The organism is Neisseria sp. P0016.S008 (genome assembly GCF_051957775.1).
Taxonomy (GTDB): Bacteria; Pseudomonadota; Gammaproteobacteria; order Burkholderiales; family Neisseriaceae; genus Neisseria; species Neisseria flavescens_B.
On sequence record NZ_JBQCWB010000002.1, the window covers coordinates 79,702 to 103,976 of the forward strand.

The following is a 24,275-nucleotide window of genomic DNA, read 5'->3' on the forward strand; positions in this document are numbered from 1 at the left end:
AACAAACTGTACCGATGCCGTAAGAAACAGTTTTCAGACGGCATCAAACTGAAAATGTTAAAGGAACTCAAATGAGTATCGTAGAAATCAAAGTCCCTGATATCGGCGGTCATGAAAACGTCGACATCATCGCCGTAGAAGTCAAAGCGGGCGACACCATCGCCGTTGACGACACCTTGATTACGTTGGAAACCGACAAAGCCACTATGGATGTGCCTGCTGATGCAGCCGGCGTCGTGAAAGAAGTTAAAGTGAAAGTTGGCGATAAAATCTCTGAAGGCGGCGTTATTCTGACCGTTGAAACCGGTGCTGCCGCTGCTGATGCCGCTCCGGCTCCTGCAGCAGAAGCTCCTGCTGCTCCAGTTGCTGCGCCCGCAGCCGCTCCTGCCGGTGGCGCTACCGTACAAGTTGTTGTACCTGATATCGGCGGTCACTCTGACGTAGACGTTATTGCTGTTGAAGTTAAAGTCGGCGACACTGTTGCCGTTGACGACACCCTGATTACTTTGGAAACCGATAAAGCCACTATGGACGTACCATGTACCGAAGCTGGTGTGGTTAAAGCCGTATTCCTGAAAGTTGGCGACAAAGTATCCGAAGGATCCGCCATCATCGAAGTAGAAACTGCTGGCTCTGCTGCTGCAGCTCCAGCTCCTGCCGCTCAAGCTGCCGCACCTGCACCAGCTGCCGCTCCAGCTCCTGCTGCACCAGCCGCTGCGCCTGCACCTGCTGCTCCTGCTGCTGCCAAAATCGACGAAGCTGCATTTGCCAAAGCTCACGCAGGTCCTTCTGCTCGTAAACTGGCTCGCGAATTGGGCGTAGATTTGGGCCAAGTCAAAGGTACCGGTCTGAAAGGCCGTATCATGGGCGAAGACGTTAAAGCCTTCGTTAAATCCGTTATGCAAAGCGGTGCAGGCAAACCTGCCGCTGCTTCTTTGGGCGTTGGTCTGGACTTGTTGCCATGGCCTAAAGTTGACTTCTCTAAATTCGGCAGCGTCGAAGTTAAAGAACTGTCTCGCATTAAGAAAATCTCCGGTCAAAACCTGTCTCGCAACTGGGTTGTGATTCCTCACGTTACCGTACACGAAGAAGCGGACATGACCGAATTGGAAGAATTCCGCAAACAGCTGAACAAAGAATGGGAACGCGAAGGCGTGAAACTGTCTCCGTTAGCGTTCATCATTAAAGCCTCTGTTGCTGCGCTGAAAGCTTTCCCTGAATTCAACGCTTCTCTGGATGGCGACAACCTGGTGCTGAAAAACTACTTCAACATCGGTTTCGCAGCCGATACACCAAACGGCTTGGTTGTTCCAGTAATCAAAGACGTAGATCAAAAAGGCTTGAAACAAATCAGCCAAGAGCTGACCGAATTATCTAAAAAAGCCCGCGAAGGCAAGCTCAAACCACAAGAAATGCAAGGCGCATGCTTTACTATTTCCAGCTTGGGCGGTATCGGCGGCACAGGCTTCACACCGATCGTGAATGCTCCTGAAGTTGCTATCTTGGGCGTGTGCAAATCCCAAATCAAACCTGTTTGGAACGGCAAAGAATTCGCTCCTCGCCTGATGTGCCCATTGAGCCTGTCCTTCGACCACCGCGTCATCGACGGTGCCGCCGGTATGCGCTTTACCGTATTCCTGGCTAACCTGTTGAAAGACTTCCGCCGCATTACTCTGTAATCCGAGCATTTTCAGACGGCCTTTTTATTCAGGCCGTCTGAAAAAAGAAGTCCGAACATCATTCAGAAAGATTAGACATGAGCTTAGTTGAATTAAAAGTGCCCGACATTGGCGGTCACGAAAACGTAGATATTATTGCGGTTGAAGTAAATGTGGGCGATACCATTGCTGTGGACGATACCCTGATTACTTTGGAAACCGATAAAGCCACTATGGACGTACCTGCCGAAGTTGCAGGCGTAGTCAAAGAAGTTAAAGTTAAAGTGGGCGACAAAATCTCTGAAGGCGGCTTGATTGCAGTCGTTGAAGCCGAAGGTGCGGCTGACGCTCCTAAAGCCGAAGCACCAGCTGCTCCTGCACAAGAAGCCCCTAAAGCTGCTGCTCCAGCTCCTCAAGCTGCACAATTTGGCGGTTCTGCCGATGCTGAATACGATGTAGTTGTATTGGGTGGCGGCCCTGGCGGTTATTCTGCTGCATTTGCCGCTGCTGACGAAGGCTTGAAAGTTGCCATCGTTGAACGTTACAAAACTTTGGGCGGCGTTTGCTTGAACGTCGGCTGTATCCCTTCCAAAGCCCTTTTGCACAATGCTGCCGTTATCGATGAAGTACGCCACTTGGCTGCCAACGGTATCAAATACCCTGAGCCTGAACTCGATATCGACATGCTGCGCGCTTACAAAGACGGCGTTGTTTCCCGCCTGACTACCGGTTTGGCAGGCATGGCTAAAGGCCGTAAAGTAGACATTATCCAAGGTAACGGCCAATTCTTAGATCCGCACCACTTGGAAGTTTCTCTGACGACCAGCGACGTGTACGAGCAAGCGACTCCTACCGGCGAGAAAAAAATCGTTGCCTTCAAAAACTGTATCATTGCAGCAGGTAGCCGCGTAACCAAACTGCCTTTCATCCCTGAAGATCCGCGCATCATCGATTCCAGCGGTGCTTTGGCTCTGAAAGAAGTACCGGGCAAGCTGCTGATTATCGGCGGCGGTATTATCGGCCTTGAGATGGGTACGGTTTACAGCACGCTGGGTTCTCGTCTTGACGTTGTTGAGATGATGGACGGTCTGATGCAAGGTGCAGACCGCGATTTGGTGAAAGTATGGCAAAAACAAAACGAATACCGTTTTGACAACATCATGATTAACACCAAAACCGTTGCAGTCGAGCCGAAAGAAGACGGCGTTTACGTTACCTTCGAAGGTGCAAATGCGCCTAAAGAACCACAACGTTACGATGCCGTACTGGTAGCTGCCGGTCGTGCGCCTAACGGCAAACTCATCAGCGCTGAGAAAGCTGGTGTTGCTGTAACTGATCGCGGCTTCATCGAAGTGGACAAACAAATGCGCACCAATGTGCCGCACATCTACGCCATCGGCGATATCGTCGGTCAACCGATGTTGGCACACAAAGCCGTTCACGAAGGTCACGTTGCCGCTGAAAACTGTGCCGGCCACAAAGCCTACTTCGACGCACGCGTTATTCCGGGCGTTGCCTACACTTCTCCTGAAGTGGCATGGGTTGGCGAAACCGAGTTGTCTGCCAAAGCCTCCGGCCGCAAAATCACCAAAGCCAACTTCCCATGGGCTGCTTCCGGCCGTGCGATTGCCAACGGTTGCGACAATGGTTTCACTAAACTGATTTTTGATGCTGAAACCGGCCGCATCATCGGCGGCGGTATCGTTGGCCCTAACGGCGGCGATATGATCGGCGAAGTCTGCTTGGCGATTGAAATGGGCTGTGATGCAGCCGATATCGGTAAAACCATCCACCCACACCCAACCCTGGGCGAATCCATCGGTATGGCTGCGGAAGTGGCATTGGGCGTATGTACCGACCTGCCTGCTCAGAAAAAGAAATAAGTTCACTCAAATAAAATTTGAACGAACTTGATGGAACAAAGGCCGTCTGAATGTTTCAGACGGCCTTTTCGCAAATAAGGAGACTCAATATGAAAAAAATCGAAGCTATTATCAAACCTTTCAAACTTGACGATGTACGCGAAACCCTGACTGAAATCGGCATTACCGGCATGACTGTCAGCGAAGTCAAAGGTTTCGGCCGCCAAAAAGGCCATACGGAAATTTATCGCGACGCAGAATACGCAGTCGATTTTCTGCCTAAAGTGAAAATTGAATTGGTATTGGCTGATGACAAAGTTGATCAAGCTGTTGATGCCATCTTGGAAACCGCGCATTCCGGCAAAATCGGTGACGGTAAAATCTTTATTTATCCGGTTGAAGAGGCTATCCGTATCCGTACCGGTGAACGCTCAGAAGCAGCGCTTTAATAGAAATCTCAAAACACAGAATACAAATGCCGTCTGAAAAAAGTCATGACTTGTTTTAATCAAGACTTATTTCTCAGACGGCATTATTTTAATAACAACAACCATCCATTTTCTAAAGTCTATCCAAATAAACCGGTTACCGAAAACCTCACGCCATCAAGTATGGAGGAATTCAAGGCAATGCTTCCCTTGGCCTTCATGAACGACTTTACCGTATCAAATAACTCTTTCCAAAAAATAAATTACCCAATCCCATACTTAAAAACCTCAACGCCCTACTTCTAAAATCAAATCCCCCATATTTTTCCCCATTCTTATTGCCGCTTTACTTTTCAGACGACCCCTTTATCCAAACTCCGTTATAATGACGGCTTTAAAATTAATTCATTTCCAAGACGGTCTTATCATGAAACACATCCACATTATCGGTATCGGCGGCACATTTATGGGCGGCGTAGCGGCTATTGCCAAAGAAGCAGGTTTTAAAGTCAGCGGTTGCGACGCAAAGATGTATCCGCCGATGAGCACCCAGCTCGAAGCCTTGGGCATTGACGTACACGAAGGTTTTGATGCCGCTCAATTAGACGAATTTAAAGCCGATATTTACGTTATCGGAAATGTTGCCAAACGCGGCATGGATGTGATTGAAGCCATTTTGAACAAAGGCCTGCCTTATATTTCCGGCCCGCAATGGCTGGCTGAAAACGTGTTGCACCATCATTGGGTACTCGGCGTAGCCGGCACACACGGCAAAACGACTACCGCCTCCATGCTAGCATGGGCCTTAGAATATGCCGGACTCGCACCGGGCTTCCTGATTGGCGGCGTACCGGAAAACTTCAGCGTTTCCGCCCGTCTGCCGCAAACGCCACGCCAAGATCCGAACAGCAAATCGCCGTTTTTCGTCATCGAAGCCGACGAATACGATACCGCCTTTTTTGACAAACGCTCCAAATTCGTACACTACCGTCCGCGTACCGCCATTTTGAACAATCTGGAATTTGATCACGCCGATATTTTTGCCGATTTGGGCGCCATTCAAACACAATTCCATCATTTGGTACGCACCGTGCCGTCTGAAGGCCTCATTGTCTGCAACGGCCAGCAGCAAAGCCTGCAAGATACTTTGGACAAAGGCTGCTGGACGCCCGTAGAAAAATTCGGTACCGAACAAGGCTGGCAGGTTGGTACCGTCCATGCCGACGGCTCGTTTGACGTACGCCATCACGGCGAAACGGTTGGACACGTCGCTTGGGAACTGATGGGCGAACACAACCGCATGAACGCCCTCGCCGTTATCTCCGCTGCACGCCATGCCGGAGTCGATATTCAGACGGCTTGCGAAGCTTTGAGTGCATTTAAAAACGTCAAACGCCGTATGGAAATCAAAGGCACGGTGAACGGCATCACTGTTTACGATGACTTCGCCCACCACCCGACCGCCATCGAAACCACCATCGAAGGCCTGCGCCAACGTGTCGGTAACGCACGCATCCTCGCCGTCCTCGAGCCTCGTTCCAACACCATGAAACTCGGCACCATGAAAGCCGCCCTGCCCGCAAGCTTAAACGATGCAGACCAAGTGTTCTGCTACGCTGGCGGCGTGGACTGGGACGTCGCCGAAGCCCTCGCACCTTTAGGCGGCAAGCTGCATGTGGGCAAAGACTTCGATGCCTTTGTTGCCGAAATCGTGAAAAATGCCGAAGCAGGCGACCATATTTTGGTGATGAGTAACGGCGGTTTCGGCGGCATACACGGAAAGCTGTTGGAAGCGTTGAAATAATGGTTTATTGAAAGTTTTGAATGATTGAGGCCGTCTGAAAACCGGAATTTGGTTTTCAGACGGCCTTTTTGTTGTGAAGTAATGAGATGAGGAAAAACCAATATTTCCGGCGAATCAGGTTTGACTGTAAACCAAGTCGGGTTTGCCGTTTGCCTTTATTTAGTTTTTTTAGGCGGTTTGGTATTTTGGCTTTCTATTGCCTTTCGGTATAGGTCAAACAGGAAGGCGACGCGTTCTGCCTCGTCGTCGGTGTTTTTGCCTTTTTTGTAGCCGTAGGCTTTATCTACGGCTTTGTCAAGGGCGGCGTGTGCTTTGACGAGGTCGGGATAGCCTGCGTCGGGCGCATAGAGTTCGGCGAGCGTAGGGGGAGGCAGATCGTCAGCAAGCGCATCGGCGCGGTATTTCTCGCGAATGTCGAGGATGGCTTGGGCGGCAGCTTCGATAGCGGAACGGAGGGGATTGTTTTCAGACGACCTTGGCGTTTTGCCTTTTTTGCCCGAGGTTTCCTGACAGGCAGTTTCGTCATCGTCGGGTTTACGGCAGCTTTCTGGGAAGGGAAAGTTGTTGTACACAATGCCACCGGAGTATTGATAGCGGCTTTCTAGACGACCTGAAACGGTACGCATAAAAGCATTGTGCATAGTAGAGTTGAGGATACCAAAATGATAAAGCGGCGTATCACTTGCGAGCATATAAAGTTTATTGCTGGCAATATTTTCAGAAGATAAGAAACCAATAGGAATGAAACGACGTGTTTCCGATGATACTTCGGGAATAGCAAGATAATTGCCGTCTGAAGGCTGACGGATTTCGTCGAAGAGCCACGGGGTGGCCGCTTTTTTTTGCGTAGCGGCTTTGTTGCTAGTTTCTCGCATGGCTTTGACTGCCTGAATGCGGGCTTGAACTTTGGGCATCTGTTTCAGGTCGTGGTTGCGTTTGACATCGGATACGCCGTGAAACCACAAGCACCAACGGGTTTTGCCGTTGATAAATTCCTCTGCGCCGACAAAGGGGCGGATGTATTTTTCCGCCAAGGGTTCGGCGGCAATCAACGCTTCTTTTTCATCGGTTGAAAGGATAAGGTTGCCGCCGTCGGTCGGCTTATTACCATAAACCATTTCATTTTCCCCGCTGATTTGGCTTCTGCGCTTGGCAATAATCAAATCGGGCGCATCAATCAGATAAGGATTGATGTTGGCTACAACGTTTTTTACGGGTTCGCCTTTGATGTCGGGATAGTCGTAGAGGTATTTGGGCAAGGCGGAAATTTCCGAAGTGTTTGCACTGCCGTTTTCAGACGACGTTTGCGGTTTGCGGCTGAAGCCGACGATGATGCAATGGACGGCGGCTTTGCCTGCGGCTTGGCTCGTCCATTGGAAGGTACGGTGGGCAAAGTTGATTTCGATGCCTTGGTTCAAAAGGCTGCCCCAGAGAATTTCGACCTGCTGGCCTTGGCAGATGGAATTGGTGGAGACAAATGCCGTCTGAACTTGGGGATTCTGCGCCATGATGCCGGTGGCTTTGACATACCAGTTGCAGACGTAATCCAACAGGCCGTAGCCTTTGATATGGCCGCAGATGCTTTCGAGGTCGTTTTTCTGCTCTTTGGTTTGGTAGGTCGAGCCGATAAAGGGCGGATTGCCGAAGATGTAGTCTGCCGCCTGCCAAGGTGTTCGAAGGCTGTTGGCGTGGATGATTTCGGCGGCGTCTTCGAGCGGCAGCGTATGGCAGGCGACTTCGCCGTCGAAGCGGATTTGCGTGCGGATGTTGCATTGGTGGTTTTTGAGCCACATGGCAGTACGGGCGATAAGAACGGCAAATTCGTCTATTTCGATGCCGTGGAATTGTTTCAGACGGCATTGGACGGACGGGCTGTCGAATAAGCCGCCTGCTTTGTCTTTGAGGGCTTCGGCGATGATGTCGTCTTCAAGGGCGCGGATGCGATCGTAGGCAACGATAAGGAAATTGCCGCAGCCGCAGGCCGGGTCGAGGAATTGCAGGTTTTGGATTTTTTGGTAGAAGGCGGCGAGTTTTTTGGCTTTGTCGCGTTTGAGGGCTTTGACGGCTTCAAATTCGGCGCGCAGGTTTTCTAAAAAAAGGCCGTTGATGACTTTGTCGATGTTGGCGGCTTCGGTGTAATGTGCGCCTGCTTCGCGCCGCTCTTGTGCGTCCATGACGGATTGGAAGAGCGTGCCGAAGATTTCTGGACTGATGTTGCGCCAATCGAAATTGCCGCAGTCGATTAAGGCGCGGTGCTGCTTGTCGGTGAAGTCGAAAGTGCGCAGGCGTTCTTTGAAAAGGCCGCCGTTGACGTATTCGAAACCTTTAAATTTTTCGCTTTGGGTCTTGCTGCGCTTTTGGTCGGGTGTGTTGAGGAATTCAAAGAGTTGATTGAGCTTGTCGCCAAGCATATCGGCCTCTTTGCAGCTTTCTAAAAAGTCTTGAAAGAGGTAGTTGCGCTGGAAAACGGCGCTGTCGTCGGCAAAAAAGAGGAAAAGCAGGCGCGTGATGAAGAGCCTGAGTTCGTGTTCTTCGTAAATGCCCTCTTCCTGCAAGGCATCGTGCAGTCTGCCAATGGCCGTCGCCGCTTGAATATTGGCTTCTTCTTGAATTTGGCGGACTTTGGCTTCGATGCCGAACATAAAGTCGAAAACGCCGCGCGTAATGTATTCGGGCAATGCTTCCAACGGGAATTGCCATTGGTTTTCTACGCCTTCTTTAGGCTCGCGACGATAAAGGTGGAAATGGGCAAAATCGCTGACGGCGTAATATTCAGGTAATGCAGACGGCTTGGTGCGCTCGATTTCCTGCAAATAACGCTCCGCCTGTTCTTTGGCTTTGGCTAGGTTTTTGTTGGCGGATTTGTGTTCTGCCAGGAAGATGCCTTCCCAAAAGACATCGACAAATTGGGTGTTGTTGCTCGGGTCTTTAACGGCATATTCGAAGTGGACGACGTTTTTGCGGTCTATGCCGAAAATCGCAAAAAATTCATTCCAAAAGGTGTCTTTTTCACGGCGTTCGTCGGTTTGGTTTTTATAGTGGTCGGCGAAATTTTGTGCAGCGCTTTGGAGTTGGAGCAAGGTTTTCATGACTTTATGGAATGAATGTATTGTGTAAATGGATGGGGCGTTATTATAACGGTTTGCGTTAAAAAGGTCGTCTGAAACCTCTTTTCAGACGACCTTTATTCTTTCTGGTTATCAATATTTAACCGCAACCACCGCATTTGCCACAGCCGCTGCTGCAGTCGCGTTTTTTCGGTTTGAACACGAATTTTCGCAAGAGGAAGAATACGCAAGTGAGCATAATCAAGCCGACGATAATATATTGAGTCATGATGATAGTATCCTTGAAGAAATTTGGTAAACCACGAATGCGGCAAAATAAGCCATCAGGAACAAATAGCCTGTAATCATAAGCATATTTTTCGTGGATTTGGTTTCGCGTTTAATTACGGCCAAAGTCGCGGCACACATCGGAGCATACACATACCAAGCCAAGAAGGCAAAGGCGGTCGGCAAGCCCCAGTTGTTGTGTATGATGGGAATTAATGCGTTTTGTACGGCATCTTCAGACGACGCGCTGACGGCATAAACGGTACCCAATGCGGCAACGACCACTTCGCGCGCGGCAATACCCGGAATCATGGCGATACACATTTCCCAAGTAAAACCCAAAGGTGCAAAAAACGGCTGAATAGCATGACCAAGCGTACCTGCCAAGCTGTAATCGATGGCGGCACCGGTTGCGCCTTCAGGCGGTTGCGGCCAGCTTACCAAGCCCCACAGAACCACGGCCAACGCAAAAATGATGGTACCCGCGCGTTTCAGGAAGGCTTTTACCCTATCCCACAAGCTGGTCATGATGTGTTTGAAGTTAGGCGTACGGAAAGTCGGCAATTCCATCAAAAGTGGGAATTGTTGCACATTGCCTTTCATCCGCGCCAAGCGTTTCATGATATACGCTGCCAATGCGGCCGACAGAATGCCTACGATATAAAGAATAAACAATGTCAGGCCTTGCAGGTTGAAAATCCCACCCACTGTACGGTCAGGAATAACAGCGGCGATAATCAGCGCATACACCGGCAAACGTGCGGAACAAGTCAGCAACGGCGCAACCGCGATGGTAACAAGGCGTTCGCGCGGGTCGTTAATGGTACGCGCCGACATCACGGCAGGAACGGCACAGGCAAAGCTGGACAAAAGGGGAATAAACGAACGGCCGGACAAACCGCTTTTTGCCATGATGTTATCCAGCAGGAAGGCTGCACGCGGCAGATAGCCTGAGTCTTCCAATAGCAGGATAAAGGCAAACAAAATCGTAATCTGAGGCAGGAACACCAACACGCTGCCCAAACCGGCAATGACGCCGTTGACCAGCAAATCGTTGAGGATGCCCGGCTCCATGTTGGCGCCTATCCATTCGCCCAGCGCGGTAAAGCCACCTTCGATGGCGTCCATAATCGGCGCCGCCCATGTGTAAACCGCTTGGAACACCATAAACAGGATGACCAGCAGCATAATCATGCCCCAGACGGGGTGCAGCACGATGTCGTCGAGTTTTTTGTGCCATGCGGGCAGCGTCATCTGGGTGCGTACCACTTGTGCCAAAATCGATTCGACTTCTTGATAAAGTTTGTCGCTATCCAGCGCATCGAGCGTGCGTTCGGCAGAGGCGGGGTTTGCGGGGAAAGAGCGTTTGCGCGGCAGCTTCGCCACGGCTTCGCGTACAGCCTGTACACCCGACGCGCTCACTGCAACTGTTTCCAAAACAGGTGCATCCAACAACTCGCTCAGTTTGGCCGCGTCGATATTCAAGCCCCTTTTGCGGGCCACGTCGCTCAAATTCAGCGACACCACCATAGGCAGTCCCAGCGTTTTCAGTTCCAAAATCATGCGCAGGGTCATACGCAGGTTGGTCGCGTCGGCAACGGCAATAATGGCATCGGGCGGAATGCCCATCTTGCCTACCATTACATCTTTCGCCACCGCTTCGTCGGGGCTGGTCGTGCGTAGGCTGTATGTGCCCGGCAGGTCGATAATGCGGACGGCCTCGTCGTCGAGGAAGGCGCCCTCGCGCTTATCGACAGTTACGCCCGGATAATTGGCAACCTTGGCATGTGAGCCGGTCAAACCGTTGAACAAAACGGTTTTGCCGCAGTTTGGCGCGCCAATCAAGGCAAAATAGCTTAGTTCCATCATTTTTCCTTATTCTTTCAGACGGCCTTAAACGGCCTCAACGATACGACACATAATCTTCCCGGCCTCTTCCGAACGCAGGGAAAATTGAGATTGGTTACCCAAACGTACCGCAAACGGGCCTCTCCCAAAACCACCCACTGCAATCACTTGCAACGGCATTCCGCTGGAAAAACCCAAATCTGCAAGACGACGGGTTACCAAGGTATCCAAATCACCAAAAACAGGATTGGGAGCAATGGAATCAATATGTACGACTGCGCCTTTTTTCAGGCGCGACAAAGGAACAGCAGACATAAGTCTCTCTTTTCTTTTTGTTTTAAAAATAGATTATTGAAAAAACGTGAGAAGTATGATGAATGTGTGGCACATTTGAAAGATTGGTTATGAGTGGCTATTTGCCTCTTCTTTCGATAAGTGCGGTTTGTTTTAAGTATTGTTATTTTCTTTGCTAATGATAAATCTTATTAATGTAAAAGTCAAATGTAACAAGATAAACTAAAAAGGCTGAAATCCTTTTATCATTAGGATTTCAGCCTTTTTATACACTCAACAAACTAAAGGCCGTCTGAAAACTTTCAGACGGCCTTCAAAATAAAAAACCGAATCAAATCGGTTTTTTATTCCCATTCAGGGAAAGACTCTAAATTACAGAGCGTCTTTCAATGCTTTACCGGCACGGAATTTAGGAGTTTTAGCAGCAGCAATAGTCAAAGGCTCGCCAGTTTTAGGGTTGCGGCCTTGACGTTCGGCGCGTTCGCCGACGTAGAAAGTACCGAAACCGACCAGAGTAACAGTGTCGCCGTTTTTCAACGCATTGGTTACGGCATTAGTAGTAGCATCCAAAGCTTTTTGCGCAGCAGATTTGGAAATGCCGGCTTCTTGAGCAATTGCTTCGATCAATTCAGACTTGTTCACAATTAGTCCCTTCCTATCGTAAAAAATGATGAAATGCCCGAATACTCGGGGCTTGAGCGCTTTCAAAGCACATACGCACTTTATAGCAATTCTGAAATTATCATGTCAAGTAAAAAATGTGGAATTGCCCTATTTTTGGGGCATTCAGGGCAAAACCACATTTTTTGCAACATCAGACGGCCAACTTAATGCTTGGTTGCTTTTGTTCTTGACTTTGTCTTAGGAGTTTGCACGGTCTCGGCAACTGCCAATTCGGCAACCCATTGCTCAGGCTGAGTTTCCAGACTCAAAGCCAACACTTCATCAATCCATTTGACCGGATGGATGGTCAGACCGGTTTTGACATTTTCAGGGATTTCTTCCAAATCTTTGACGTTGTCTTTCGGAATCAATACATGCTTGATGCCGCCGCGCAAAGCAGCCAGCAGTTTTTCTTTCAAACCGCCGATCGGCAACACTTCGCCACGCAAAGTGATTTCACCGGTCATCGCCACATCCGCACGCACCGGAATTTTGGTAAAGGCAGAAACCATCGCCAAAGTCATGGCAATACCTGCGCTTGGACCGTCTTTCGGCGTCGCACCTTCCGGCACATGGACGTGAATGTCTTTCTTCTCGTAAAAATCAGGAGCCAGACCCACTGATTCGGCACGGGAACGGACAACCGACCATGCGGCCGATACTGATTCTTTCATCACATCGCCCAGTTGGCCGGTACATTGAATCGTACCCTTGCCCGGCAAGGCAACCGCCTCAACAGTCAACAACTCGCCACCGACTTCAGTCCAAGCCAGACCGGTTACCTGACCGATGCGGTTTTCGCTTTCGGCCACGCCATAGTCGAAACGGCGCACGCCTAGATAGTCATGCAGATTTTTCTCAGTAACTTTAATCGCTTTAGGCTTGGCCTTGCTTACTGTTTTGGATTTGGACGCTTTTTTCTTGTCCTCATTCAAAGTAACCTGCATTACCACTTTGCGGCAGATTTTGGCAATTTCACGATCCAACGAGCGGACACCGGCTTCGCGGGTGTAATAACGGATAATATCGCGCACCGCACTTTCATCAACCACCAACTCGCCCTCTTTCACACCATTGCGCTTCATTTGTTTCGGCACAAGGTATTGCATGGCAATATTGATTTTTTCATCTTCCGTATAACCGGACAGACGGATAATTTCCATACGGTCAAGCAGCGGAGTCGGGATATTCAAGCTGTTTGAAGTGGCAATAAACATCACATCGCTCAAATCATAATCGACTTCGGCATAGTGGTCGGCAAACTTGTTATTTTGCTCAGGATCCAGCACCTCAAGCAAAGCACTGGCCGGATCGCCACGGAAATCGCTGCCCATCTTGTCGATTTCATCAAGAAGGAACAATGGATTTTTCACACCCGCTTTCGCCATGTTTTGCAGGATTTTGCCCGGCATAGAGCCGATATAGGTACGGCGGTGGCCGCGGATTTCGCTTTCGTCACGCACGCCGCCCAAGGCCATACGCACATATTGGCGGCCTGTCGCTTTGGCAATCGACTCACCCAAGGAAGTTTTACCCACCCCCGGAGGACCAACCAGACACAAAATCGGGCCTTTGAGCTTGTCCATACGTTTTTGAACGGCCAAATATTCCAAAATGCGCTCTTTGACTTTTTCCAAACCATAGTGGTCGGCATTCAAAATCAAATCAGCTTTGGCAATATCTTTGCTGACACGGGATTTTTTCTTCCACGGCAGCTCAAGCAAAGTATCGATATAGTTGCGCACGACGGTAGATTCCGCAGACATCGGCGGCATCATTTTCAGTTTTTTCAATTCAGACAGACATTTTTCTTCAGCCTCTTTGCTCATGCCTGCTTCTTTGATTTTGTTTTCCAGCGCATCCAGCTCGCCGCGCTCGTCTTCTTCACCCAACTCTTTCTGAATCGCTTTCACTTGCTCATTCAAGTAATACTCGCGTTGGGATTTTTCCATTTGACGTTTCACACGGCCACGAATGCGTTTCTCAACCTGCATGATGTCGAGTTCGGCTTCCAACTGAGCCAGCAGAAATTCCAAACGCTCAACAATGCCGGCAGTCTCCAGCACATATTGACGCTGCTCCAATTTCAGCTGCAAATGCGCGGCAATAGTATCGGCAAGACGGCTGTTGTCATCGATACTGCTGATGGTGCTGATAACTTCGGCAGGGATTTTTTTGTTCAACTTCGCATATTGCTCAAATTGAGTCAGCAGAGTACGGCGCAAGGCCTCAATTTCAGGATTGTCCTTGTCGCTATTCTCATCAATCGCCTCAACATGAGACAAAAACAATCCTCCTGTTTCATCAACCGTCAACGCGCGCGCACGACGGATACCTTCTACCAATACTTTAACGGTACCGTCAGGCAGCTTCAAAACCTGCAAAACTTGGGCAACAGTACCAGTTTGGTGCAAATCTTCGGCTTTAGGGTCTTCTGTATTAGGGTCAAGCTGGGCCAACAGGAAAACCGGATCATCATTGGCCATTGCCGCCTCAAGGGCCGCAATCGATTTAGGACGACCGACGAACAGCGGCAATACCATATGCGGATACACCACGACATCGCGTAAAGGCAAAGTAGCCAGCGCACTGTATTCCTCGAAATATTTGTCTTTTGTCGGCATAGTTAATAATCTCAATCATTGTTAAATCAGAATGTAGCTCAAAATTGGGCTGAAGCGCTCCATTTCAAGACTTGAAAACAGCTTATCCGCACCTATTTTCGAAAACATCATTTTTAATAGCCCGATATGGACGTTTACGATAAAATATATCGGATTTTGGGCCGTCTGAAAACTTTTCAGACGGCCCTGGCTAACCAAACAAGGTAGTAAACCATGACAGACTCAACCGAAAAAAAATCATTAATTGAATTCCCTTGCACCTTCCCTGTAAAAGTCATGGGCGCGGTTCATCCGGAATTTGAATCCGCCATCTTGGAAACCGTGCGCAAACATGCTCCCGATACCGAGCCGCACCACATTACTACGCGCCCAAGCAGCAAAGGCAACTACACCGGTGCAACCGTCAAAGTAAATGTCGACAACCAAGAGCAGCTCGACAATATCTACCGCGACCTGACTGCACACGAATTGGTAAAAGTGGTGCTGTAATGAAAATCGTGCACAAAGGCTTGGTCGATTACCTGCCGACTTTCGAAGCCATGAAGGCATTTAATGCCTCGCGTGACGAAAATACCGAAGACGAACTATGGGTGGTCGAACATCCGCCCGTATTTACCCAAGGCTTGGCCGGCAAGCCCGAACACCTCCTCATCCGCGACGATATTCCCGTTGTCCAAATCGACAGAGGCGGTCAAATTACCTATCACGGCCCCGGTCAACTGGTCGTCTATACGATGATCAATTTCAAACGCCGTAAAACCAGTGTCCGCCATATCGTTTCCGCACTTGAAAACAGCATCATCGCTACCTTGGCAGAATACGGCATCGAAGCAGCAGCCGACCCTAAACGCCCCGGCGTTTATGTCGGCGAGCGTAAAATCGCTTCCCTTGGCCTGCGTATCAAAGACGGCTCTGTTTACCACGGTTTGGCCCTCAACGTGAACATGGATTTAAGTCCGTTCACCCATATCAACCCTTGCGGTTATGCCGGTATGGAAATGACCCAAATTGCCGACTATGTCTCTCCGGCACCCAGCTTGGCAGAAGTTGCAGACAAACTGACCAAGCATTTACAAAAAGAGCTGGCATAAGGCCGTCTGAAAATATTCAGCCCCAACGCCATCCTTTAACAGCCCCTCTGAACCCACAAGCCCTTAGGCCATAAAGGCCGCAATCAGCTTTTCAGACGGCCTTTATAACGACAGAAAGAACACATCACCATGAGTGAAGAAGTAAAACACGACCCCAAACGCGGCATCAAACTAAAAGGTGCAGACAAAACTGCACGTATTCCGATTAAAGTTGTTCCATTGGAACAAAAATTGAAAAAGCCCGAATGGATCCGCGCCAAATTACCGGGCAAGAAATTCTTTGAAATCAAAAACATTCTTCGCGAACAAAAAATGCATACCGTGTGCGAAGAAGCATCTTGTCCAAACATCAGCGAATGCTTTACCAAGGGTACTGCCACATTCATGATCATGGGTGATATTTGTACCCGCCGATGCCCGTTCTGCGACGTTGGCCATGGCCGCCCCAACATGTTGGATCCTGACGAGCCTAAACACTTGGCCGAATCCGTCAAATCCATGAACCTGCGCTATGTCGTGATCACTTCCGTCGACCGTGACGACCTGCGCGATGGCGGCGCCCAACATTTCGCCGACTGCATTAAAGCCATCCGCGAAACCAGCCCGAATACCAAAATCGAAATCCTTGTTCCCGATTTCCGCGGCCGTCTGGACATCGCACTGGAAATCTTGGCAGAAACGCCGCCCGACGTGATGAACCACAACTTGGAAACCCATCCAAGCCTGTATAAAAAAGCCCGTCCGGGTGCCAACTACCAACATTCCCTCGAGCTTCTGCGCCGCTACAAAGAAATGATGCCCCATATTCCGACCAAATCCGGCATCATGGTCGGCTTGGGCGAAACAGACGAGGACGTGCGCGAAATCATGCGCGATATGCGTGCCAACAATATCGAGATGATTACCATCGGCCAATATCTGCAACCTTCAGACGGCCACCTGCCCGTCTTGCGCTATGTAACGCCCGACCAATTCAAAGTTTTTGAAAAAGAAGCATACGAATTGGGCTTTACCAATGCCGCCATCGGCGCAATGGTTCGTTCCAGCTACCATGCAGATGAACAAGCAGCCGAAGCTTTGCGTGAAACCCACGGCGGGTGTAGCCACCACTAAACAACAGGAAAAATCATAATGAAAAAAATGATTGTTATTTTTTTAGGCTTACTAAGCTTTAATGCTTATGCCTATGATGCCACAAGAGGCGCCCTGCAAAACGACCCTACCTTGTGTCAATATGGATATAATCCAAATTGCGGTTCTAAAAATAGATCTGCTCCACCCACAGAAATCATTTATTATAATGTTGATGTCGAACTTCCTTCCTTATATGGGGCTTTGGCTTTGAGTCGTCAAGCAGCACATTTTGGAGGAGCCATAAATCAAATATCTTTAGATATGGCCAAAAAGAAAGCGATTGAGCAGTGTCAAAAAGGTAGCCGTAACACTCCCTGTAAAGTGGTTACGTGGATCAAGAATGGTTGTTTAGCCGTAGCAGAAGGAAAATTAGAAGGGAAATATTTTGTAACTACTGGCAGCGGAGCTTCCCCTGGAGAAACGGAAGATGATGCTCTGCGCCGTTGTATCAAAAAAGGGGCAAAAGAATGCAGAATTCTTCAATCAGCAGGATGCTCAATTCCTAACTTTAATTAAAATATTATGATTTTCCAATAGTAGAAAAATATATTGCGCATTCTGAAATAATCAATAAGTTAGTTCGCAAATTTATTAGTATATAATTAAAAGGCCGTCTGCAGCAGTTTCCAGACGGCCTGAGACCTTTGCAAAATTCCCAAAAATCCCCTAAATTCCCACCAAGACATTTAGGGGATTTCTCATGAGCACTTTCTTCCAGCAAACCGCACAAGCCGAGACCTTTGCAAAAAAGTGTGTCCACAAAACAATAATTTCCTATCAAAGGCTTCTTAAAAATGCCTTCTCCCGACAATAAAGAAATGTCCAAAATGATTAATATGTTGATTCACTAGTTTATTCGTGTAAAATAAAAAGCCATCTGCACCAGTCTTCGGACTATCTTCTCTATTCCAATAGGACTATCTAATGAAACCGATGACCGTATTATTGACTGCAGCCCTGCTTTCAATTTCCAGCATAAGTGCTTGTAGTAATTCGGAGAACAGTATGAGTATTCAACAAGAGACAGAAGCCAAATTTCATTTAAATCCTCAGCCTAAACAGGCATACCGCCTCAAAATTAAAATTAATGATGCTCCAGGCCCCTTAAAACTCATGGGAAAGATGGGTGTTGGCTATAAAGCTGAGGATTGCACATACATTATCAATAAAATTGAAGGAGCTCCCGCCCATCCTGAAAAAAATGTGCAGTTTGATATCCATCAAATCAATGAGTTTGAATATGAATCCATTATATATGCAGATGCTGTTTTAAATGAAGACTACTTTGGTAACGGAGTTTGTCACTGGAACCCTGAAGGATTTGGATTTTCACTATCAGCAACGGGGAAACCAGAAGAAACTAGATTTAATTTTAGCGATATATTGGAAAAACTACTGAGTAAAAAATCACTGACACAATACTTCTCAACACGACCATATCCTTTTTCAAAAAAAGAAGACGGTACTATTAATATTGATGATCCTACTCATTACGGCATAACACCATCAGAGCTATATAATCCAGATCAAGACAAAGAAAAATTCAGCATTACCGTTTCTTTAGAGGAAATTCAACCATGAGTACAATTACCAGACAACAATATGCCGATTTGGCTGTAGATGCTTATATCTCACGCTCCGTTACCAAAGGAAACGAAACTATTAAAATCGGAGGTAATGAATATAAAGTGGCTGCTGTATGGAATAATCCGAAAACTGGATATTATGGTGCTGTATATCAAGATGTCCGTACCAATGACTTTATCGCTGCCCATCGAGGAACCTTAATCAGTCTTAATGATTTGAGTGATGGGTATACAGACTTAAAAATGGTTACCCGAAGTATGAATAATCAATCAGCCGATGCAGAAAAACTAACACGCATGGCTATTGCAAAAGCAGAAGAATTTCATCGTAATCGCCCATATTTACCCAAACCTTCTGTTACCCATACCGGACATTCACTCGGTGGGACACACGTTCAAATTCAAACATATCGCTTTGGTCATGAAGGAGTAACCTTTAATGCATATGGCGCTGTCCGTATGCATGGTGTGCGACAGGGTAACGGTGATGTAACTAATTACGTTAAAGCTGCAGATGCCGTCTCTTCTGCTAATCCGCATTACGGCAAAGTTATCATTCTAGCCGAACAAGACGATCTTGCACCATTAAAAAAATCTGGCTATAACAATAAAAGCAATACGTCTGCTTACCATGCAGTGACTGCAGCAGCAAGATCATATAAAACTCACTCATCTGATCATTTTGTGGGTAAAGATTCGATCCTGTCTGAACATAATTACACTCGTGCTCGCCAACTTGCTGAAGCAAATAAATTTATGATTTCAGACTATCGAGGTGATGTAGCTACCTCAAAAACTTTATTTGCTGCAGCTAGTTTTGCGAATGCCAATCTTTTTGAAAAAATGAAAATCCTGCGTAACATGACAGAAAAATACGATAGAGATCAGGAAAAGATTAAGGAGCTTATTAATAGTGCGCCTACTCCAAAATCTATATTCGATAGTCGGTCAATGCATCTTATGCAAGATAAGGGTAAACATCCTCATAGCGATAAAACTATTTATGCTGATGCAAATAAACTTGATCTTAGCAAACCTTTAGCTTCAAATGCTTCCTCTAAAGAATTCCGTGAATACGGTTTTGCAGCATTATTAGCAGACGACAAAACAATGCAACATTCGCTAGACAGTCTACTTGCTTCCAACATTAATCGAGGTTTACAACAAAATACAGAAAAAATGCTTCAGGAACAGGAAAGTATGAGATTGGCTGAAGAGCAATCAAGGGCTTCAGGTATATTTCGAAGCTAAGGAAAGCATATGGATCTAGACCAAAAAATTGATCATCTGACTGATAATATCATTGCTTTAGCTGGACAAACGGAAAAGCGGGCAAAAAATGCTGAACTATTAATTTCACAAGCATTCGAAGAATTGAATATAGCGACTACCGATTTGAACCGCTCAGTAGATACTATTAAGCAAACTGCAGCAGAAGAAGTACATCGTGGTATAAATCAGTCTGTAGATAAATTTACCGAAAGAATGGAGACAAGTGGAAGATGGTTGCTCGAAAATTCTCGTGAAATTGAAAAGCAGCAGCAGCAATCAGCTAAAAATTTAAAATATTTGGTAATAGCATCAATCACCCTATTTGGCCTAACTGCTCTATTATGTTTAGGTACGATAGTTTATTCTATTCAACTAGCTAATACCCAGATAAAACGTATAGAATGGGTTGAAGAAATTAATAAAGCTATTGATAATGGTAAACTGGTGCGATGTGGAGAGGATGGAGGTATTTGCACCAAAATAAAAGGTAAGTCAATCCGATTGGATCAATAAGTCTATGCCTGGGCAAAAACTCTACCCAACAGCTGAGATCCAAATACAGGATTTCAGCTGTTTTGTTCTAAATCTCCCCTTTATTTTCCCTATTCCTCCTTGAATATTCAATAATTGGACATTCGGATCACCTTCTAGGCTACTTAGTCTGAAAAATCAGTAGGCTATTTTTCAGACGGCCTTTATTTGGTCAAAATTACTATACAAGATTTTTTTAGATTTTCAAAAAATAAACCTTAGTCGGACTCTAAAGAAAACTAAAAATTCAATCCACCGATATTTATAACAAATTGAGAAAAAATGGGATTTATCCTTTTCCTCCTAATGGGTCTATGCTTAGTTGCAGCTGTCATTGCTTTTATCAGGCTTGCTGGATTCTACTCTAAGAAGCAGCTTGGAAAACAAGTTATTTTCTATGGTGTATTACTATCTATATTCCTACATACCTTTATTTTTTTGAAATACGTCCGCATAAAAGAATATTGGGCATTTGATCCACTATTTACACAAATGAATTATCTATTTTTTAAACCATTTGTGCTTTCACTAGTTATCGTGCCTCTTGAGTTTGAGAAACTGTCCAAATTAAGCAAAATCATCTTATCCAGCGTGATATGCAGTGCTGCTTTTTACTACTTGGCGTTCCCACCTTTCATGACATTACTGTATTTCATTATTGCTGTGGCTTTGGCTTTTTCAAAAACTCAATATGCTCAATTTTTAAATAAAATTATTTTGATAAGCATTATATCTTCATTGATACTGTCGTTCATTACCATGCCGTTACTTGAAAACATATTAGAAGCCTTAGGTACCAGACGATATTATTAAAAACAAACCATAAATTTCAAAATTGCATAATTTGAAATTCAGTAACTTAGATCTCAATTAATCTATTAATAACTATACATTTGTTCGTATCCAGGCCGTCTGAAATATAATGATTGGGCCAATCTTAAGTAATGCAAAAAAGCGGCTAAACAGGATAAACACTGTTTGCCGCTTTTTTGATTTATTTCTTTATTTTACTTCTTCAACAATTTTGCCGCTTCAATCGCATAGTAAGTCAAAATGCCATCAGCGCCGGCACGTTTGAATGCCAATAGGCTTTCCAAAATGGTTTTCTCACCATCCAGCCAACCGTTTTGAATGGCAGCCTGAAGCATGGCATATTCGCCGGAAACTTGGTAAGCATAAGTCGGTACGCCGAACTCATCTTTAACTCGGCGGACGACATCCAGATACGGCAGACCTGGTTTTACCATTACCATGTCTGCACCCTCTTGAATATCCAATGCGACTTCGTGTAAGGCTTCGTTAGTGTTTGCAGGATCCATTTGGTAGGTTTTCTTGTCTGCCTTACCCAAATTGCCGGAGCTGCCAACAGCATCGCGGAACGGACCGTAGAATGCTGAAGCATATTTTGCCGAATATGCCATGATGCGCGTATGGATATGTCCGGCATCTTCCAAAGCTTCGCGGATGGCAAGAATACGTCCGTCCATCATATCGGATGGGGCAATGACTTGTGCGCCTGCATCAGCATGACACAAAGCCTGTTTTACCAAAACTTCAATGGTTTCATCGTTGAGGACATAGCCATTTTCATCGGTTAAACCGTCTTGGCCGTGAATGGTATAAGGGTCCAAGGCAACGTCAGTCATGATACCCAGCTCTGGGAATTTCTCGCGCAGGGCTCGTACCACTGTCGGCACCAAGCCTTCAGGGTTATAAGCCTCTTCCGCAAGCTCGGTTTTGTTTTGCGTTACTACGGGAAACAAAGCCAGCATAGGAATACCGAGATTCAGTGCTTCTTCAGCAGTGAACAACAATTTGTCCAAACTTTGGCGTTTGACGCCGGGCATGGATGGCACTGCCTCTTCCTGATTCTGGCCTTCCAATACAAAAACCGGATAGATCAAATCATCTGCCGTCAAAGTATGCTCGCGCATCAGGCGACGTGAAAAATCATCTTTACGCATACGGCGCATACGGGTGTTTGAGACATAACGCGGAGGGAAATTCATAATAATTGCCTTTAAATGATGAAGTCTTAAAATCAGTCTTCGACTTGACGCATGGCCTTAACCGAACGTTTGATTTCGTTGAGCGTATCAGTTTTATAACCGCTGCGCTCCTGTTCGGTCATGCCGTTTTGATCCAATTTGGCGATATTTTTCAATGCCTCGGCATACTGGCCGTCTGAAAGTTTTTCCTGTTTGATGTGCCAACGGTTTTTCACTTCGGAAGCCGTCCATAAACCTACTTTGTTGTAGTAGAACAAAATGCTTGCCGCCAGCGTTTTCATATCGCTGTCAGGCTTGGCACTGCCGATACTGCGGCCGATACGGTTGTTGCGCTGATCGGCCGCTTGGTCGGCAAGGTAACGGCTGAAGTAGTCGTCTTTACCTTCACGCAATTCCATATCCGTCAGACGCGCATTACCTGCTTTTTCTGCAATAATGCTGTCAAATTTGGAAGCAATCGCCGCCTGCCACAATGCTTGGCGTACGGCATTGACTTGTGTCCCCCTGCTGTCGCCGTTTGCTTTGTCGTCCAAACCTGAACGCTCGGCAAAACGTGCGGCATTGCTGGTCATATTGATTAAGCCTTCGTCTTCCATGCCGATAACTTGGGCAGCTACGGGATGGTTAAGCGCGAATTGAGCCATTTTACTGCGGCGGCTTTGATCTTCCTGATACGATTGACAGCCAGACAATACCAGCATGCCGAGAACGGCGCATTGAATGTGTTTTTGAATATGTTTCATGATGTAACTATCGATATTATTGTGTGAGTTCAACTTCTTTGTTTAACATAGAAACGCCCGTAAGCGCAAAATAATTTCCATACGGCCAAATTGGCGCATGAATGGCTATTTTATAATAAAAATAAGGCCGTCTGAAAATTTTCAGACGGCCTAAGTATTTTTAGCCTACCAAGCTACGAATCTGCGGCCAGTAAAACAAACAGGCTATCGAGCAAATAGCAATGCTGATACCGGCTGCATTAATGCTGCTGATTTTTTCCTTAAATATTGCCGCACCAATCAGCGTACCCAAAACAATTACGCCAATATTCATACCGGCAAATACCAAGGTCGGATTATCCTTCATGATTTGGTGTGCTGAGATATAGGTAACAATATTCAAAAAGTTCAGGCAGCCTAAAATCATACCGCCCACTATGCCCTCTTTAGTCCATTTGCTTCCTTTGGCAAACAGGTAGCCAAACATCAAGATACCGGCCAAACAAAACGCCACCAGCAAATTACCGGCAAACGCGGTACCGCTTTTCGCCACTTGTTTGAACAAAATATCAATGACACCATAGCCGCACCAAACGCCCAAAAGCAGCATCACTTGCGTACTGAGACCGCCGGATTTCTTGCCGCCATCGCTTTTCCAAAGCAAGAAAAACAGTGCCGTAAATGCCAATACCAAACCGATCAGACGGCCTTCGGTCAACTGCTCATGAAAAAGCGTGAATGAAGCGACAATCGGTAGAAACAGCGATAATCGTTGCGCCGCGTCCGATTTGACGATACCTGCCGCATCTACGGATTTGCCCATAATGACAAACACGGTTGGCAGCAAAATGCCCAAGGCCGCAAAAAGCCACCAAGTCGGCAAAAATACCTGCGGATTGCTTAAATCAGGCTTTAACACCAGCATGGTCAAAGTGACAGCAACGATGTAGTTCACCGCCACCGCCTGCTCGATATTGATTTTTTGCTTGCGCGCCACTTTCAGCAATACGGAAACCAACACGCTGCAAACGATACTTGCTAACAAATATGCCATGCTCTAGAACCATCCTTTAGTGGAGATGGGCTTATCTTCATTCAGTTTAATCAGTCCGATGACTACGCGATAAATAAACCAAATGGCAGTTACCAACAGAATCAGCCAACCAATCAAGATAAGTATAGTTAATCGTCCTAAAAGCAGACCAATCAAAGACACCCAAAATGTCTTAATCAGCCAATCAATATGGCTGGCGTAAATACTGCCTTGCGCTTCATCGCGCTTGATAAACGCCAAAATTACACCGATTACGGGCGTAAACAAAATCAATAAGCCCACAGCGTATGTTACATAAGCGATAAAAACATAGTTTTTCACTTCGGAGTTGGACGTATTGACCACATTCGCCGCCGTATT

At 46.8% G+C, this 24,275-nt stretch carries 22 protein-coding genes; 12 read left to right on the top strand and 10 right to left on the bottom strand.

From position 1 onward, the window contains the following. Nucleotides 1-71: 71 nt before the first annotated feature. The 4 genes from aceF (at nucleotide 72) to mpl (ending at nucleotide 5,752) form a co-directional block, all read left to right on the top strand. Nucleotides 72-1,679, top strand: a complete 1,608-nt coding sequence (aceF, locus tag ACTHS8_RS02555; protein ID WP_440372893.1) for a dihydrolipoyllysine-residue acetyltransferase — start codon at nucleotides 72-74, stop codon at nucleotides 1,677-1,679. Between the two features lie 77 nt (nucleotides 1,680-1,756). Then, nucleotides 1,757-3,541, top strand: a complete 1,785-nt coding sequence (gene lpdA / locus ACTHS8_RS02560) for a dihydrolipoyl dehydrogenase (RefSeq protein WP_440372894.1) — start codon at nucleotides 1,757-1,759, stop codon at nucleotides 3,539-3,541. Between the two features lie 89 nt (nucleotides 3,542-3,630). Further along, a complete protein-coding gene (locus tag ACTHS8_RS02565) occupies nucleotides 3,631-3,969 on the top strand; it encodes a P-II family nitrogen regulator (RefSeq protein WP_440372895.1) in 339 nt (112 codons plus the stop codon). 406 nt (nucleotides 3,970-4,375) lie between these two features. Continuing rightward, complete coding sequence (mpl, locus tag ACTHS8_RS02570; RefSeq protein ID WP_440372896.1) at nucleotides 4,376-5,752, top strand: UDP-N-acetylmuramate:L-alanyl-gamma-D-glutamyl-meso-diaminopimelate ligase; 1,377 nt, start codon at nucleotides 4,376-4,378, stop codon at nucleotides 5,750-5,752. 155 nt (nucleotides 5,753-5,907) lie between these two features. Here the strand turns inward: mpl and ACTHS8_RS02575 are convergent, their stop codons facing one another. The 6 genes from ACTHS8_RS02575 to lon form a co-directional block, all read right to left on the bottom strand. Beyond that, nucleotides 5,908-8,841: a class I SAM-dependent DNA methyltransferase gene (locus ACTHS8_RS02575; RefSeq protein ID WP_440372897.1), complete on the bottom strand. Its 2,934-nt coding sequence runs from the start codon at nucleotides 8,839-8,841 to the stop codon at nucleotides 5,908-5,910. A gap of 118 nt (nucleotides 8,842-8,959) precedes the next feature. Beyond that, on the bottom strand, nucleotides 8,960-9,088 hold the full coding sequence (locus ACTHS8_RS02580) for a FeoB-associated Cys-rich membrane protein (RefSeq protein ID WP_082156001.1): 129 nt from the start codon (nucleotides 9,086-9,088) through the stop codon (nucleotides 8,960-8,962). Continuing rightward, on the bottom strand, nucleotides 9,085-10,953 hold the full coding sequence (feoB, locus tag ACTHS8_RS02585; protein WP_070646101.1) for a ferrous iron transporter B: 1,869 nt from the start codon (nucleotides 10,951-10,953) through the stop codon (nucleotides 9,085-9,087). Before feoB ends, ACTHS8_RS02580 begins: the two co-directional genes overlap by 4 nt. 27 nt (nucleotides 10,954-10,980) lie before the next feature. Continuing rightward, complete coding sequence (locus tag ACTHS8_RS02590) at nucleotides 10,981-11,250, bottom strand: FeoA family protein (RefSeq protein ID WP_003746882.1); 270 nt, start codon at nucleotides 11,248-11,250, stop codon at nucleotides 10,981-10,983. A 351-nt stretch (nucleotides 11,251-11,601) separates the two neighbouring features. After that, entirely contained in the window at nucleotides 11,602-11,871 is a 270-nt protein-coding gene (locus ACTHS8_RS02595) for an HU family DNA-binding protein (protein ID WP_003683413.1), read from the bottom strand. A gap of 185 nt (nucleotides 11,872-12,056) precedes the next feature. Continuing rightward, nucleotides 12,057-14,516, bottom strand: coding sequence for an endopeptidase La (gene lon / locus ACTHS8_RS02600; RefSeq protein WP_440372898.1), 2,460 nt, complete (start codon nucleotides 14,514-14,516; stop codon nucleotides 12,057-12,059). A gap of 213 nt (nucleotides 14,517-14,729) precedes the next feature. Here lon and ACTHS8_RS02605 point away from each other — a divergent pair, with 213 nt between their 5' ends. The 8 genes from ACTHS8_RS02605 (at nucleotide 14,730) to ACTHS8_RS02640 (ending at nucleotide 20,943) form a co-directional block, all read left to right on the top strand. Then, nucleotides 14,730-15,005 (top strand): HP0495 family protein, encoded by a 276-nt coding sequence (locus tag ACTHS8_RS02605; protein ID WP_154953681.1) that lies wholly within the window; start codon nucleotides 14,730-14,732, stop codon nucleotides 15,003-15,005. Next, the gene (gene lipB, locus ACTHS8_RS02610; protein ID WP_049344799.1) at nucleotides 15,005-15,607 is read left to right on the top strand and encodes a lipoyl(octanoyl) transferase LipB; all 603 of its coding nucleotides are present in this window, start codon (nucleotides 15,005-15,007) and stop codon (nucleotides 15,605-15,607) included. The genes ACTHS8_RS02605 and lipB overlap by 1 nt, the downstream gene beginning before the upstream one ends. Before the next feature lie 129 nt (nucleotides 15,608-15,736). Further along, complete coding sequence (lipA, locus tag ACTHS8_RS02615; RefSeq protein ID WP_070591250.1) at nucleotides 15,737-16,720, top strand: lipoyl synthase; 984 nt, start codon at nucleotides 15,737-15,739, stop codon at nucleotides 16,718-16,720. A gap of 18 nt (nucleotides 16,721-16,738) precedes the next feature. Further along, nucleotides 16,739-17,257, top strand: a complete 519-nt coding sequence (locus ACTHS8_RS02620; protein ID WP_440372899.1) for a DUF4189 domain-containing protein — start codon at nucleotides 16,739-16,741, stop codon at nucleotides 17,255-17,257. Nucleotides 17,258-17,665: 408 nt separating this feature from the next. Next, a complete protein-coding gene (locus ACTHS8_RS02625) occupies nucleotides 17,666-18,322 on the top strand; it encodes a hypothetical protein (RefSeq protein WP_063075311.1) in 657 nt (218 codons plus the stop codon). After that, nucleotides 18,319-19,578 (top strand): lipase, encoded by a 1,260-nt coding sequence (locus tag ACTHS8_RS02630; RefSeq protein WP_440372900.1) that lies wholly within the window; start codon nucleotides 18,319-18,321, stop codon nucleotides 19,576-19,578. Before ACTHS8_RS02625 ends, ACTHS8_RS02630 begins: the two co-directional genes overlap by 4 nt. Before the next feature lie 9 nt (nucleotides 19,579-19,587). Beyond that, the gene (locus ACTHS8_RS02635) at nucleotides 19,588-20,112 is read left to right on the top strand and encodes a hypothetical protein (protein ID WP_063075309.1); all 525 of its coding nucleotides are present in this window, start codon (nucleotides 19,588-19,590) and stop codon (nucleotides 20,110-20,112) included. Nucleotides 20,113-20,412: 300 nt separating this feature from the next. Then, nucleotides 20,413-20,943: a hypothetical protein gene (locus ACTHS8_RS02640; RefSeq protein ID WP_063075308.1), complete on the top strand. Its 531-nt coding sequence runs from the start codon at nucleotides 20,413-20,415 to the stop codon at nucleotides 20,941-20,943. A 194-nt stretch (nucleotides 20,944-21,137) separates the two neighbouring features. Here ACTHS8_RS02640 and hemB read toward each other — a convergent pair whose 3' ends face one another. From hemB to ACTHS8_RS02660, 4 genes are all read right to left on the bottom strand, one after another. Then, a complete protein-coding gene (gene hemB, locus ACTHS8_RS02645) occupies nucleotides 21,138-22,139 on the bottom strand; it encodes a porphobilinogen synthase (protein ID WP_063075307.1) in 1,002 nt (333 codons plus the stop codon). Nucleotides 22,140-22,171: 32 nt separating this feature from the next. Beyond that, entirely contained in the window at nucleotides 22,172-22,882 is a 711-nt protein-coding gene (locus ACTHS8_RS02650) for a DUF6973 domain-containing protein (RefSeq protein WP_440372901.1), read from the bottom strand. A 160-nt stretch (nucleotides 22,883-23,042) separates the two neighbouring features. After that, the gene (locus tag ACTHS8_RS02655) at nucleotides 23,043-23,915 is read right to left on the bottom strand and encodes an EamA/RhaT family transporter (RefSeq protein ID WP_440372902.1); all 873 of its coding nucleotides are present in this window, start codon (nucleotides 23,913-23,915) and stop codon (nucleotides 23,043-23,045) included. A gap of 3 nt (nucleotides 23,916-23,918) precedes the next feature. Continuing rightward, the coding region (locus ACTHS8_RS02660; protein WP_440372903.1) for a DUF4870 family protein at nucleotides 23,919-24,275 on the bottom strand (357 nt) is incomplete at its 5' end.

Coding starts and splice junctions, on each gene's coding strand:
- aceF (WP_440372893.1), top strand. CDS start 72: ATGAGTATCGTAGAAATCAAAGTCCCTGATATCGGCGGTCATGAAAAC.
- lpdA (WP_440372894.1), top strand. CDS start 1,757: ATGAGCTTAGTTGAATTAAAAGTGCCCGACATTGGCGGTCACGAAAAC.
- ACTHS8_RS02565 (WP_440372895.1), top strand. CDS start 3,631: ATGAAAAAAATCGAAGCTATTATCAAACCTTTCAAACTTGACGATGTA.
- mpl (WP_440372896.1), top strand. CDS start 4,376: ATGAAACACATCCACATTATCGGTATCGGCGGCACATTTATGGGCGGC.
- ACTHS8_RS02575 (WP_440372897.1), bottom strand. CDS start 8,841: ATGAAAACCTTGCTCCAACTCCAAAGCGCTGCACAAAATTTCGCCGAC.
- ACTHS8_RS02580 (WP_082156001.1), bottom strand. CDS start 9,088: ATGACTCAATATATTATCGTCGGCTTGATTATGCTCACTTGCGTATTC.
- feoB (WP_070646101.1), bottom strand. CDS start 10,953: ATGGAACTAAGCTATTTTGCCTTGATTGGCGCGCCAAACTGCGGCAAA.
- ACTHS8_RS02590 (WP_003746882.1), bottom strand. CDS start 11,250: ATGTCTGCTGTTCCTTTGTCGCGCCTGAAAAAAGGCGCAGTCGTACAT.
- lon (WP_440372898.1), bottom strand. CDS start 14,516: ATGCCGACAAAAGACAAATATTTCGAGGAATACAGTGCGCTGGCTACT.
- ACTHS8_RS02605 (WP_154953681.1), top strand. CDS start 14,730: ATGACAGACTCAACCGAAAAAAAATCATTAATTGAATTCCCTTGCACC.
- lipB (WP_049344799.1), top strand. CDS start 15,005: ATGAAAATCGTGCACAAAGGCTTGGTCGATTACCTGCCGACTTTCGAA.
- lipA (WP_070591250.1), top strand. CDS start 15,737: ATGAGTGAAGAAGTAAAACACGACCCCAAACGCGGCATCAAACTAAAA.
- ACTHS8_RS02620 (WP_440372899.1), top strand. CDS start 16,739: ATGAAAAAAATGATTGTTATTTTTTTAGGCTTACTAAGCTTTAATGCT.
- ACTHS8_RS02625 (WP_063075311.1), top strand. CDS start 17,666: ATGAAACCGATGACCGTATTATTGACTGCAGCCCTGCTTTCAATTTCC.
- ACTHS8_RS02630 (WP_440372900.1), top strand. CDS start 18,319: ATGAGTACAATTACCAGACAACAATATGCCGATTTGGCTGTAGATGCT.
- ACTHS8_RS02635 (WP_063075309.1), top strand. CDS start 19,588: ATGGATCTAGACCAAAAAATTGATCATCTGACTGATAATATCATTGCT.
- ACTHS8_RS02640 (WP_063075308.1), top strand. CDS start 20,413: ATGGGATTTATCCTTTTCCTCCTAATGGGTCTATGCTTAGTTGCAGCT.
- hemB (WP_063075307.1), bottom strand. CDS start 22,139: ATGAATTTCCCTCCGCGTTATGTCTCAAACACCCGTATGCGCCGTATG.
- ACTHS8_RS02650 (WP_440372901.1), bottom strand. CDS start 22,882: ATGAAACATATTCAAAAACACATTCAATGCGCCGTTCTCGGCATGCTG.
- ACTHS8_RS02655 (WP_440372902.1), bottom strand. CDS start 23,915: ATGGCATATTTGTTAGCAAGTATCGTTTGCAGCGTGTTGGTTTCCGTA.